This is a genomic window from Novosphingobium olei (genome assembly GCF_012927405.1).
GTDB classification, from domain to species: Bacteria; Pseudomonadota; Alphaproteobacteria; order Sphingomonadales; family Sphingomonadaceae; genus Novosphingobium; species Novosphingobium olei.
In genome coordinates, this window is the sequence record NZ_JABBGM010000001.1 from 723928 (window position 1) to 737078 (window position 13151).

Consider the following 13151-nt stretch of genomic DNA (forward strand, 5'->3'; position numbering starts at 1 on the left):
GGAAGGCCCTCATGAAGCTCAAGGAAGTCTACCCGCTCTATCTCAACAACAAGGCGGTGCAGCCGAACACCGATCTTGCGGTGACCGACAAGTTCACCGGCGAGATCGCGTTCCGCACCGCGCTTGCGACACCCGACGTGATCGACGAAGCGATCGCCGGAGCCGTGCGCGCCGCGCCCGCCATGGCCAGGCTCGCTTCCTACGAAAAGCGCGACGTGCTCGATCACTGCGTCAGCCGCTTTACCGAGCGCAAGGACGAACTGGCCTATGCCCTGTGCGTCGAGGCGGGCAAGCCCATCGCCGATTCCGAAGGCGAGGTCGGGCGCCTGATCGATACCTTCCGCATCGCGGCGGAAGAAGCCACGCGCAACTACGGCGAAGTCCAGCCGCTCGACATCTCGCCGCGCGCCAAGGGCTACATGGGCATGTGGAAGCGCGTGCCGATTGGCCCATGCAGCTTCATCAGCCCGTTCAACTTTCCGCTGAACCTTGCCGCGCACAAGATCGCGCCCGCCATCGCGGTCGGCTGCCCCTTCGTGATGAAGCCTGCCAGCCTCACCCCGCTCGGCGCGATCATCATGGGCGAAGTGCTGGCCGAATGCGACGTGCTGCCCGAAGGCGCGTTCTCGATCCTGCCCGCCAGCCGCGACCTTGCCGACCTGTTCACCACCGACGAGCGGCTCAAGCTGCTGTCCTTCACCGGTTCGCCCGCCGTCGGCTGGGACCTGAAGGCAAAGGCGGGCAAGAAGAAGGTCGTCCTCGAACTGGGCGGCAATGCGGCCGTCGTCGTCGACAAGGATGCTGATCTTGATCACGCGCTCGCCCGGATCATCTTCGGCGGATACTACCAGTCGGGCCAGAGCTGCATCCACGTGCAGCGGGTGATCATCCACGAGGATATCTACGACACTTTCCGCGATATGCTCACGGCCAAGGTCCGGACGCTCGTCGCCGGCGATCCCAAGAACCGCGATACGTTCATCGGCCCGATGATCTCGCAGAAGGAGGCCAGCCGGCTGAAGGGCTGGATCGATGCCGCGGTTGCGGGCGGCGCTCGCCTTCTGGCAGGCGGCGGTTGCGAAGGCGCCATGCTGGAGGCCGCGCTGCTCGAAAACGTCGATCGCACGTCGGATCTCTATGTCGAGGAGGCATTCGGTCCGGTCGTCACGCTGTCGAAGTTCCGCACCTGGGAAGAAGCGCTGGCCGAGGTGAACGATTCGAAGTTTGGCCTGCAGGCAGGGTTGTTCACGCGCGATCTGCACAAGGTGCTCGACGCGTGGGACGAACTCGAGGTCGGCGGCGTGGTAGTCAACGACGTTTCGTCCTACCGCGTCGACAACATGCCCTATGGCGGGGTGAAGGATTCGGGGCTTGGCCGCGAAGGCGTGCGCTTCGCGATGGAAGACATGACCGAGATCCGCAACCTCGTGATCCGTCGCGCCTGAATCGGCCTTCGCCCGCGCCGTGGCGGTCTGGTGCACGGCGGGGCGGGGCAAGGGCTTGTTCGGAATGCCGATTTCACCGGGGACAACGGGCCAATTCGGCTCTTGAACCGGCGGTGTGTCCAGCCTAGGCTGCGCGAAAGGGGTCGCATTGCTAAAACTTCCGTGAAAGCCGGTCGCCAGGCGCAACAGCGTCGGCGGGCCCGTGATCGCGGTGGGAACGAGGGGCAATGCAGGGCAATTCCACGTTGTTGCGGCAGCTTAGCGCTGCCTGGCGCGACACGCCGCGGTCCGCTTTCGCGGCCGGCCTGCTGTGCCTTGCCATGGCTGTCGCTGCCCTTTGCGCCGCGCTGTTCGCACCCGCCCCGCTGATGGCAGAGAGCACGGCCGCCTCGTTGCGCGCGCACATGGGTGTCGCATCCTGTGCCGGGTCGACCTGCCACGGCCGCTCCGTGCCAAGCGGTACGCCCGTGCGTCAGGACGAGATCGCCCGCTGGCAGGAAGACAGTTCGCCCGCCGGCGCGCACAGCCGCGCCTGGCGCGTGGTCGAAGGTCCGCGCGGGCGCGAGATTGCCCGCCACCTCGGCCTCGATGCCGCGGGCGTGCAGCGCGAATGCGCCGGCTGCCACGCATCGCCCGCCGCTGCCACGGGGCGTGGGCGCCTGTCCGACGGAGTCGATTGCGAAGCCTGCCACGGCCCCGCGGGCGGTTGGCTTTCGACGCACTACGCCGTCGGGGCGAGCCATCGCCGCAACGTGGCGCAAGGGATGACCGATCTGGTCAATCCGGCAACGCGCGCCAGCGTCTGCCTCGATTGCCACCTTTCGGGTGACGGGCGGGGCCAGTTCATCGCGCACCGCATCATGGCCGCCGGCCACCCGCGCATCTCGTTCGAGCTCGACCTGTTCTCGACGCTGCAGATGCACCACGACGAAGATGCCGACTACGTCCAGCGCAAGGGCGGCCGCACCAATTCGATGCGGATGTGGGCCGTGGGCCAGGCCCAGGCCGTGACCCGCAGCCTCGAACTGTTCAGCCAGCCGGCCAAGGCCAGCAACGGGATCTTCCCTGAATTCACCTTCTACGATTGCCATTCGTGCCACCGCCGGATCATCGATGGCGAGGACGCGCACGTGACCGCCGTTCCCAACCCGGGCCGGCCGATCGCGCAGGGCATGCCGCCGTTCAACGACGAGAACATGATCATGCTGCTCGCCGCCGCGCGGGTCGTCGCGCCCAATCTGGCGGGCGAATTCGACGCGCGGGCCAAGGCCTTCCATCGCGCGATGGGCGTGGGCCGCGCCGAAACGGTCACCGCCGCGCAGGCCCTGCGCCAGAGCGCGCAGGCCCTGTCGACCCGCATGGCCGGCGCCGAATTCGGCCGCGAGCGCACGTTCGCGATCATGGATGCCATCGCCAGCGATGCCATCTCGGACCGCTTCACCGACTATGAAGGCTCGGTCCAGTCGGTCATGGCGATCGACACCCTGCTCAACGGCATGGTCAATTCCGGCATGGTAAGCACCGGCGCGGCCTCTGGCCTCAGGGTCCAGATCAACCAGGCCTATGCCGCGGTGAAGGAGCCCAACAGCTACCGCCCGATCGCCTTCCGACAGGCGCTGGGCGGCGCCATCCGTTCGATCCGGAGCCTTCGCTGATGGGCCTTGCCGCGTTCCGCCAGCCCGTGACCGGGATCGTTGCGGCCCTGTCGCTTGCGCTTGCCGGCTGCGGCGGCGGGGATTCTTCCGGATCCGTCGCCCCCACGCCCACGCCCACGTCCACCCCGGGGAGCGCGCGGGTCTACCCGACACTTGCCTCCGAAGCGCTCACCGTTAGCGACGTGCAGAAGGTCATCGCGCAGGCGGTGGGCGAAGCGCAGGCGCTGAACTACCCCGCCGTGATCGCGGTGGTGGACCGGGTCGGCAACGTGCTCGCTGTCTATCGCATGAACGGCGCGCCGACGCGGATGATCTTCAGCAAGATCACCGGCGCCGGCACCGAGAACGCCACGCCGACCGGTTTCCAGGGCGTCAACGTCGAAGCCTCGATGGGCGCGATCGCCAAGGCCGTCACCGCGGCCTATCTCTCGTCGAGCGGCAACGCCTTTTCCACCCGCACCGCCAGCATGATCGTGCAGCAGCACTTTCCGCCCGCGCCCAACACGCCGGGGCTCGAAAGCGGACCGCTGTTCGGGGTGCAGTTCAGCCAGCTGCCCTGTTCCGACCTCAACACCCGCTATGCCGCCGGCAACGCAGGATCGGGCGCATTCATCGGGCCCAAGCGCTCGCCCATCGGCCTTTCGGCGGACCCCGGCGGCTTGCCGCTCTACAAGAACGGCGTGGTGGTCGGCGGCATCGGCGTGATGGCCGACGGCGACTATGCCTTCGATCGCGACGTCAGCAACGTCGACGGGGATGTCGAGGAATACGAAGCGCTGGCCGGGATCCAGGGCTTTGCCCCTGACGATGCGATCCGCGCCGACAAGATCCCGGTCGACGGCACCACGCTGCGCTTCTCCGACGCCCGCGTCGAAGGGCTGCACACGCTCAAGAGCGACTATGCCGCGATCGCCGGTACGGCGGGCACGCTCGTCCCCGTCAACGGCTACTTCGATGGCAAGGCGATCCTGCCCGGCACCGCCTATGGCACCGAGGCAAGCGGATTCCGCTATGCCACCAGCAGCGAATTCTCGAACCCGGATGCCTTCGTGCTGACCGACGGATCGGGCAACAATCGCTACCCCATCCGGGGCGGGACCGATGCCGCCGACGTCGCCCAGCCGCTGACCGCCGCCGAAGTGCGCGCGGTGCTGGAAGAGGCGTTCAAGGTGATGAGCCGCGCCCGCGCCCAGATCCGCCGCCCGCTCGACAGCCGCGCCGAAGTCTCGCTCTCGGTGGTCGATACCTATGGCACCCCGCTCGGGGTGGTCCGCGGGCCAGATGCGCCGATTTTCGGCACCGACGTTTCGCTGCAGAAGGCGCGCACCGCGGCGTTCTTCTCGAACAAGGTCGCCGCCGCGCAATTGCAGGGCGATCTCGATGCGGGCGTGCCTGCCTTCGTCGATGCGGTGCGCACCTTCCTTGGCGATCCGCAGGCGCTGACCGGGACCAAGGCCTTTGCCGACCGTTCGGGCGGCAACCTGTCGCGGCCCTATTTCCCCGATGGCGAGGTGGGCCGGCCGAACGGTCCCCTGTCGCTGCCCATCGACCAGTGGAGCCCGTTCGCAACCGGCCTGCAGACGGCGCTGATCAAGGCCGACGTCGTGCAGCACGCGGTTTTCGTCGAAGGCTCGCTCAACGCGCGCGACGTCAAGCAGCAGTGTTCGAACGTGCCCGATGCGCCCAACGGCAAGAAGCGGCTGGCCAACGGCATCCAGATCTTCCCCGGCTCTGTGCCGATCTATCGCGGCACGCAACTCGTGGGCGCGATCGGCATTTCGGGCGACGGCATCGACCAGGACGATATGATCGCCTTCCTCGGCACCAACAACGGCGGGGTAAAGGTGGGCAGCATCGGCAACGCGCCCAAGGACATACGCGCCGATACGATCGTGGTGAACGTGGGCAATGGCGTGCGGCTGCGCTACGTCAATTGCCCGTTCGCGCCGTTCCTCGATACCAGCGACCAGAACGTCTGCGAGGGCCTGTGATCGCGGCTTCGCTCCTTCTCGCTCCGGCGCTGGTGCTGTCGGCACCGGTGGCGCAGGCCGATCCAGTGCCAGCCCCGGAAGGGGCGAGCGCTGCCCCCGGCAATGCCACCGCCGATGACGTGCTGCTCGACGGACGGCGCCGTCCGGGCTTCGAGAAGAAGCTTCCCGACAAGGTCGAACAGGACAATCCCGGCGCCGTCAACGCGCCCGAGCCCGAGGCCTTCTACGACAAGTACGACGGCGAAGGCCCGCTCGATTCCTTGAGCCTCGACGTCGCCGTGCCCGATCGCTGGCGCATCGTCTCCTCGCTCTGCCCCAAGAAGGACGCCAAGACCGGGGTCACCGATCGCGCGATCTTCACGCTCTACCCCAACCTGGCCGCCGCCTGCCATTCGCAGCTCGATCCGTTCCACCACAACCTGCTCAAGGGCGACCAGCCGCTGGCGCGCGGCAAGCGGCCGGGCTTCCTCAAGGGCGATGACTGGTTCCTCGTCCTCAACGGCATTTCCGACACGGTGGTCGAGCCGCGCAGCTTCCCGATCCCCGTTGGCAACCAGACGACGTCCAATCCGAACGAGATCGACACCTTCGGCCGTTCCAACAGCCTCGTGCTGTCGCAGACGTTCATCGTCGGCGCCTCGCTGCTCAAGGGCCTGACCGCGTTCAAGCCGCCGGTGGTCGAATATCGCATCGTGCTGGCCGGCAACATCAACCACGTCGAAGTGCCGGCGCGCCGCGTTCTGTTCGTCGAACCTTCCAAGGGCACCAAGCGCACCGACGGCTTCATCGGCGTTCAGGAAGCCTTCGTCGATTACCACATCGGCCGTTTCGACACGAAGCGCTTCGATTTCGTCAGCCTGCGCGCCGGCGTTCAGCCGTTCCAGTCCGATTTTCGCGGCTTCCTGTTCCAGGACAACCAGCTGGGCGTGCGCCTGTTCGGCAATCGCGACAACAATCGCTGGCAGTTCAACCTCGCCGCCTTCTGGCGGATCGAGAAGGACACCAATTCGGGCCTCAACGACTTCACCAAGCCGCTGCGGCGCAACTGGATCTTCACCGGCAACCTCTACCGCCAGGATTTCCCGGTGGTCGGCCTCACCAGCCAGGTTTCGGTGACGTACGACATGAACCGCGAAGATCGCTATTACAGCGACGAGAACGGCTTCCCCGTCCGTCCCGCCCTGCTCGGCGATCTGCGACCGCGCCAGTACGATGTGGTCTACCTCGGCTACGCACTGGATGGCCACGTCGGCCGGATCAACCTGACCGGCCAGGTCTATGGCGCGCTGGGAGAGGACCGGAACAACTTCCTCACCAGCCGCCCCGCCACGATCAAGGCGTTCATGGCCGCGGCTGAGATCAGCTACGACAAGGACTGGATGCGGTTCCGCGCTTCCGGCCTGTGGGCCAGCGGTGACAGCGATCCCTACGACAAGGTTGAAGGCGGGTTCGACGCCATCCTTGAAAATCCGCAGTTCGCCGGCGCCGATACGTCCTACTGGATCCGCCAGTCGGTCCCGTTCGCCGGCGGTGGCCGCGCGATCTCGGTCAATGGCCGCAACGGCATCCTCAACTCGCTGCGCTCGGCCAAGGACGAAGGGCAATCGAACTTCACCAATCCCGGTACGGTGCTGGCCGGGGTCGGCGGAGATTTCGACCTGACGCCCAACTTGCGCGTCTCGGCCAACGCCAATCACCTCTGGTTCCAGAACACGAAGGTCATGCAGGTCCTGCGCAACGAAGGCTCGATCCCCAAGTCCATCGGCTGGGACCTTTCGGTCTCCTCGATCTGGCGGCCCAAGGCGGCGCAGAACGTCGTGTTCCGCCTGTCGGGCGCGATGCTTGCGGCGGGTGCGGGCTTCCGTGACCTGTTCGACCAGAGGAACCACGGGCGCCAGTTCTACTCGGTGCTCGCCAACGCGACGCTGGCTTTCTGATGGAGCGCGCGACGATGTCTTCCGCCCCGTTCCGCCGCCTTGTCGCCGCGCTCACGCTGCTGCTCGCCATGGCTCTCGCGCCCAGCGCGCTGTGGGCTTCCGGCGAAGAAGTCGCGCAGAAGATCACCTATACCCGCGCGCCGCCCGCACCCCGCATCCAGCCGGGCGACACGGTCGAGGAACAGTGGGCCAACGTCGATCGCGCCAACGCGGGGTGCGTTTCGTGCCACACCGCGAGCGATCACAAGACCATGCACGCCAGTCCGGCGGTCGTGCTGTCGTGCGCCGATTGCCATGGCGGCAACACGAAGATCGTGGCGGACCGCTCCTGGAACCGCGGCTCGATCGACTATCTCGCGGCGATGAAGGACGCGCACGTCCTGCCGCGCTTCCCCGGCGGCTGGGGCTGGCCGAGTTCGGCGAACCCCAAGCGATCCTACGCGCTGCTTGCCAAGGAAGCGCCCGAATTCATCCGCTTCGTCAACCCGTCGGACTATCGCGTTGCGCGTGAAGCCTGCGGCGCCTGCCACATGCAGATGATCGAAGCGTCGGAACGCTCGCTGATGAGCACGGGCGCGATGCTGTGGGGCGGGGCGGCCTACAACAACGGCATCGTCCCGTTCAAAAACTACATCTTCGGTGAAAGCTTTACCCGCAAGGGCGAACCGGCGCTGCTCAAGTCTGCCTCCACCCGCATCGGCCCCGATGGCAAGCCGATGTGGGGCACGGTCACCCCGGCGGAGAAGGCGCGCGGCGCGCTGCCCGTGCTTTATCCGATGCCGCGCTGGAACTCGATCCCTCCCGGCGACGTGTTCCGCGTGTTCGAGGATGGCGGGCGCACGATCAACCCGCAATTCCCCGAAATCGGCCTGCCCAATTCGACCGGCTCGATCCAGAAGCTCGATGAGCCGGGCCGTCCCGATCTCAAGCAGTCCAACCGTGGTCCCGCCACGGGCCTGCGCGTCGCGATCCCGGTGCTCAACATCCACAAGACGCGCCTCAACGACCCGTTCCTGTTCCAGATGGGCACCAACGACCAGCCGGGCGACTATCGCTCCTCGGGCTGCGCCGCGTGCCACGTGATCTACGCCAACGATCGCGAACCGCGCCATTCCTCGCTCTATGGCAAGTGCGGCCGCGACGGGCAGTCGATCACCGTCGATCCCACGATCAACACCTTGCGCGAAGGCGAACACCGCGCCGGTGCCTATGGCAGCTTCGATGCCGCGAAGGAGCATCACGAAGAGCGCGTGCGCGGCACCGTGCTCGGCGGCAGGGGCAAGTACCTTGGCGGCGATGCCACCGACCCCGAACAGAGCGCTGACATGGCGGGCGATTGCGCCCGCGCCATCGCCTCGGCCGAACAGCTGACCTTCTCGCCCGCGCAAGGCATCGCGCCACACGGCTCGATGGACGATCACCGCATGAGCCAGACCGAGGCGCACGCCGTCGCCGGTCTCGATGCCCGAGGCCACGCAAAGGACGGGGCCGATGGGGCAGGCGGCATGCATGGTCCCGCCGTCGGCCGCTATGTGCCGATGCAGGAGCGCGAGCGCGGCCACCCGCTGGTCCATGCCTTCACCCGCGCCATTCCCACGGCGCAGTGCATGAACTGCCACATGCACCAGCCGAACATCTTCCTGAACACCTACCTCGGCTACATCATGTGGGACTATGAATCCGATGCGCCCCGCATGTGGCCCGGCCCTGAAAACACTGCGCCGCGCCCCGAAGGGCTGACCGACGCGCAGTGGCAGAAGGCGTTCAGGACGCAGTTCCACCCCAACATGGTCGAACAGCGCGAAGTGCTCGATCGCAATCCCGAGGCGGCCAGCACACACGGTCTGTGGCGCGACGTCGAATTCCTGCGCAACGTCTATGACCTGAACGCCGGCAACAAGGACACCCAGTTCGCCGATTACCATGGCCACGGCTGGAATTTCCGCGCCATCCTCAAGCGCGACCGGCGTGGCAACCTGCTCGATGCCGATGGCGACATGGCGAGCTACGGCACCGACAAGGCGCACATCGTCAGCCCCGACGATCCCGAAAAGTGGCGGAAAGGCAGCGAAGGCAAGTTCGTCGATCCTTCGTACGACAACCCCGGCAAGTCGGTCCACATGATGGACATCCACGCCCAGGTCGGCATGCAGTGCGCCGATTGCCACTTCGCGCAGGACAGCCACGGCAACGGCATGATCTATGGCGAAGTCGCCAACGCGGTGGAGATCGGCTGCAAGGATTGCCACGGCACGCCCGATGCCTTCCCCACGCTGCTGACCTCGAACCTCGCCGCGCCCAAGGGCGGCACCAACCTTTCGCTGCTGCGCAATGCCGATGGCCAGCGCCGTTTCGAATGGACCGAGGAGAATGGGCGGCGCGTGCTGCTGCAGCGCTCGATCATCGATCCCAAGCTGACCTGGCGGGTCAGCCTGGTGAAGGAATCGGTGGATCCGCAATACCAGAACGTGGTCGAGCCCGACGGGCGCCCCGTGTTCAACCCCAAGGCGGCGCGCGCCAAGCTGATGGGCAAGTCGGCGGCGGAGGACGGAATGTACCGCTTCGGCCTCGGCATCCCCAAGGAAGCGCGCGCGCACCGCGACGACGACATGGCCTGCTTCACCTGCCACCTCAGCTGGACTACCAGCTGCGCCGGCTGCCACCTGCCGATCGAGGCCAACTGGAAGAGTGCGGTCCACAAGTACGAGGAAGACTACACCCGGAACTACGCGACCTATAACCCGCAGGTGGCGCGCGATGACATGTTCCAGCTCGGCAAGCACCAGCGCAACAAGTCGTCGGGCAGCGATCCGGTGCAGTTCGATGCCGAAGGCAACCCGGTTTCGGGCAAGGCGATCACCGCACCGATCCGCTCCAGCTCGGCGCTGATCCTGTCGTCGACCAACATCAACCGCGAACGCATCTACGTGCAGCAGCCGCCGATCTCGGCGATCGGCTATTCGTCACAGGCCTTCGCGCCGCACTTCCCGCACACCGTCCGCCGGCAGGAAACCAAGCAGTGCACCGACTGCCACCTGTCGGACCAGGACGACAACAACGCGATCATGGCGCAGCTGCTGCTGCTCGGCACCAACTACGTCAACTTCGTCGGCATGAACGCCTGGACCGGCCTGTCCGGCGGGTTCGAGGCGGTGCGCGTGACCGAGTGGGACGAACCGCAGGCGGTGATCGGTTCCTACCTCCACCGCTATGCATATCCCGACTTCTACCGCCAGCACGTGGAGAAGAATGGGCGCGAGCTGAAGGACTGGACGCGCGGCGCCATCATGAATGGCAAGCTGTCGGGCGAAACCACCGGGCGCGAGGAATTCACCAACGTCACCAAGGGCACCGGCGATGCCGTGCGCTGCCTGCAGATGCGCGGTGAATACATGTACGTTGCCGAAGGAACGGGCGGTTTCCGCGCCTATGACATCGCCTCGGTCGCCAACAAGGGCTTTTCCGAACGGATCACCACCGCGCCGTTCTCGCCGCTGGGGCACGATACCCATGTGAAGACCAGCAACGCCACCTGCATGGCGCTGCCGACCAACCAGTCGATCGCGCCCACCCGCAACACGGTCGAACTGCGCACGGTCAACCAGGAGCAACCGTTCAGCCCGATCTACCACTACGCCTTCGTCACCGATGCGGTGGAAGGGCTGATCGCGGTGAATGTGGACACGCTGGCTGACGGCGAATTCCGCAACAACTTCTTCGACCGCGCGCTCACCTTCAATCCGGGCGGCGTGCTGACGGGGGCGCGCCACATCACGCTGGCGGGCGATTACGCCTACATCGTCACCGACAAGGCGCTGGTGACCGTGCACCTGCCGGCTGCATGGTCGCCCGACCGCCCATGCGAGGTTTCGGGCAAGACCACCTGCCTCAACCCCAGCATCACCTCGGTCGTGCCGCTCAAGGATCCGCGCGCCACGGCGGTGCAGTTCCGCTACCTGTGGGTGACGACGGCCAACGGGCTCGAGTTGATGGACGTGACCAACCTGGCCGAGCCGAAGCCGGTGCCGCAGGCGACCGTGCCGCTGGCCGATGCGCGCCGCGTCTATGTGGCGCGCACCTACGCCTATGTCGCGGCGAAGGCGCAGGGTCTCGTCATCGTTGATGTCACCGCGCCGACGAGGCCTGCCATCTACCAGCAGTTCACCGCCGACGGGCAGCTGAACGATGCCGAGGACGTGATCGTCGGCTCGACCAACGCCTCGCTCTTCGCCTACGTGGCCGACGGGCGGAACGGGATGAAGGTGGTGCAGCTGACCAGCCCGGCGAGCCAGCCCAACTTCTATGGCTTCGCGCCCGAGCCCAAGCCCGAGCTGATCGCCTGGGCCCGCACGCCAAGTCCGGCGCTGGCGATGTCGAAGGGGCTCGACCGCGATCGCGGGGTGGACGAGACCGGCGGCCAGATCGCGGTGTTCGGCCGCCTTGGATCGCGGCCGTTCAATCGCAAGGAAATGGAGGAGCTGTTCCTCAACAGCCGGGGCGAGCCGTTCAAGGTGTCGAACAGCGTCGACATGAAGCTCTGGGTGGGGGCGAAGACCGCACCGCAACTGATGGCCAAGGCGCGGATCGACTGAGCAGGGCGCGTCTGCCCCGGCGGTGCGGGGCTGCGCCGTGCAGGGGTGGGTCTGCGACGGGCGAGGGCACATTCGCCCTCGCCAAGGCCCTCACTCCTTGGTGTTGAGCAGCAGCAGCTCCACTTCGACTTCCAGCACCGGCTCGGGCAGCAGGACCTGCTCGTTGCGGACCACGCTTGCGTCGGCCACCAGCACGCCCGGCAAGGTGAATTCATGGTCGGGCAGTTCCGCGATGAAGGTTTCGCCGTCGTCGCAGGCTTCCCATCCCTCGAAGCGCAGCACCACGCTGTGGCGAGAGCCGGAGAAGGTCACGCTGGCCCAGGGCGTCTCGCCATGGCGGGCGATGCAGGCGCGCTCTCCAGCAAGACGACGGACTGCGGTGACCAGGCGCTCGCCCATCGTCGGGCGGACGCGCGGCGCCTTGGGTTCTCCGTCTTCGAGCAGGCTAAGATCAAGCAGCATGGACAGTCCCCACGTATTCGTTCATGAAATGTTCCACGCGTTCCACCATCGCGGGACGCGGATCACGGCCATTGCGCAGATCGCCGATCAGCCGCGGATCATGCGCGGCAAGGCGGCCGAACTTGGTGACGGGCATCCCGGTCACCGCGATGAACTTCTCGATCTTCTGCAGGAGCATCGGCGAATTCCTTTTCCTCACTGAGACTCGGCGTTGTATAAATCCTATGTTGACGGTGAAATCCAACTCGTCTAGGAAAAGTCCTTCGAAATCGGAGTAAGGAAATGGCAAGGTTTGGCGAAAGTCCTGATCTGGCTGCGGAAAATTCCATCGACGGGCCGCGGGGCCGCTTGCTCGAACTGGCCAATGCCCGCAACGTCAGCCTTTCTGCGCTTTCCGCGCTGATCGGTCGCAACACCACGTACCTGCAGCAGTTCGTGCGCAAGGGATCCCCCCGCAAGCTGGAGGAGAACGACCGGCGCACGCTCGCCGAATTCTTCGGCGTGGATGAAAGCGAGCTCGGCGCCCCGGCGCGCGGCGGTGTCGTGGTGGTCGATCTGCCGGGCGTTGCCCCGCTCCAGCCGGCACGTCAGGTGGCCAGGACTGCGGAGCGCCCGATTCCGGCAGCGCTGGCCGAATGGGCCGACATTCCGCGCCTGCCGCTGGGCGCCTCGGCCGGACCCGGCGCGATGGCGGGCGAGGAAATTCCCTCGGGCCGCCTGCGCTTCAACAACCGCTGGCTCAAGGGGCAGGGGCTCGAACCCGCCAATCTCTCGGTGATCGAGGTCGAGGGCGATTCGATGGAGCCGACCTTGCGCGATGGCGACGAGATCCTTGTCGATCGCAGCCCGCGCCCGATGCGCGCCGGGGTTCACGTGATCCGCCTCGACGATGTGCTGCTCGTCAAGCGGCTGGAGACGGGGCCTGCCGGCACGATCCGCGTGATCAGCGACAACCCCGCCTACCCGCGCATGGAACGCCCCGTGGCCGAGGTGGAGATCGTTGGCCGCGTCGTGTGGAAGGGCGGGCGGCTCTAAGGCTTGCGTGCGAGAGGCGGAGCCGCCATCTTCC

8 protein-coding genes are annotated in these 13151 nt (G+C 66.5%); 6 read left to right on the forward strand and 2 right to left on the reverse strand.

Annotation, left to right across the window (positions count from 1 at the left end):
• The first annotated feature begins 11 nt into the window (after positions 1–11).
• The 5 genes from HHL27_RS03475 to HHL27_RS03495 all read left to right on the forward strand — a co-directional run bounded on the left by HHL27_RS03475 (position 12) and on the right by HHL27_RS03495 (position 11620).
• The gene (locus HHL27_RS03475) at positions 12–1445 is read left to right on the forward strand and encodes an aldehyde dehydrogenase family protein (RefSeq protein WP_169491946.1); all 1434 of its coding nucleotides are present in this window, start codon (positions 12–14) and stop codon (positions 1443–1445) included.
• A 227-nt stretch (positions 1446–1672) separates the two neighbouring features.
• Positions 1673–3100, forward strand: coding sequence for a cytochrome c family protein (locus HHL27_RS03480; RefSeq protein WP_240959282.1), 1428 nt, complete (start codon positions 1673–1675; stop codon positions 3098–3100).
• Entirely contained in the window at positions 3100–5091 is a 1992-nt protein-coding gene (locus HHL27_RS03485) for a heme-binding protein (RefSeq protein ID WP_169491947.1), read from the forward strand. Before HHL27_RS03480 ends, HHL27_RS03485 begins: the two co-directional genes overlap by 1 nt.
• Positions 5088–7028 (forward strand): hypothetical protein, encoded by a 1941-nt coding sequence (locus HHL27_RS03490; protein ID WP_169491948.1) that lies wholly within the window; start codon positions 5088–5090, stop codon positions 7026–7028. The genes HHL27_RS03485 and HHL27_RS03490 overlap by 4 nt, the downstream gene beginning before the upstream one ends.
• A gap of 14 nt (positions 7029–7042) precedes the next feature.
• Positions 7043–11620, forward strand: a complete 4578-nt coding sequence (locus HHL27_RS03495) for a multiheme c-type cytochrome (protein WP_240959284.1) — start codon at positions 7043–7045, stop codon at positions 11618–11620.
• A gap of 90 nt (positions 11621–11710) precedes the next feature.
• Here the strand turns inward: HHL27_RS03495 and HHL27_RS03500 are convergent, their stop codons facing one another.
• Both HHL27_RS03500 and HHL27_RS03505 read right to left on the reverse strand, forming a co-directional pair.
• Positions 11711–12082, reverse strand: a complete 372-nt coding sequence (locus HHL27_RS03500) for a hypothetical protein (protein ID WP_240959285.1) — start codon at positions 12080–12082, stop codon at positions 11711–11713.
• A complete protein-coding gene (locus HHL27_RS03505) occupies positions 12072–12260 on the reverse strand; it encodes a hypothetical protein (RefSeq protein WP_169491950.1) in 189 nt (62 codons plus the stop codon). Before HHL27_RS03505 ends, HHL27_RS03500 begins: the two co-directional genes overlap by 11 nt.
• A 104-nt stretch (positions 12261–12364) precedes the next feature.
• On the opposite strand from HHL27_RS03505, the gene HHL27_RS03510 reads away from it, so the two are divergent.
• Positions 12365–13117: a S24 family peptidase gene (locus tag HHL27_RS03510; RefSeq protein WP_169491951.1), complete on the forward strand. Its 753-nt coding sequence runs from the start codon at positions 12365–12367 to the stop codon at positions 13115–13117.
• Positions 13118–13151 lie beyond the last annotated feature (34 nt).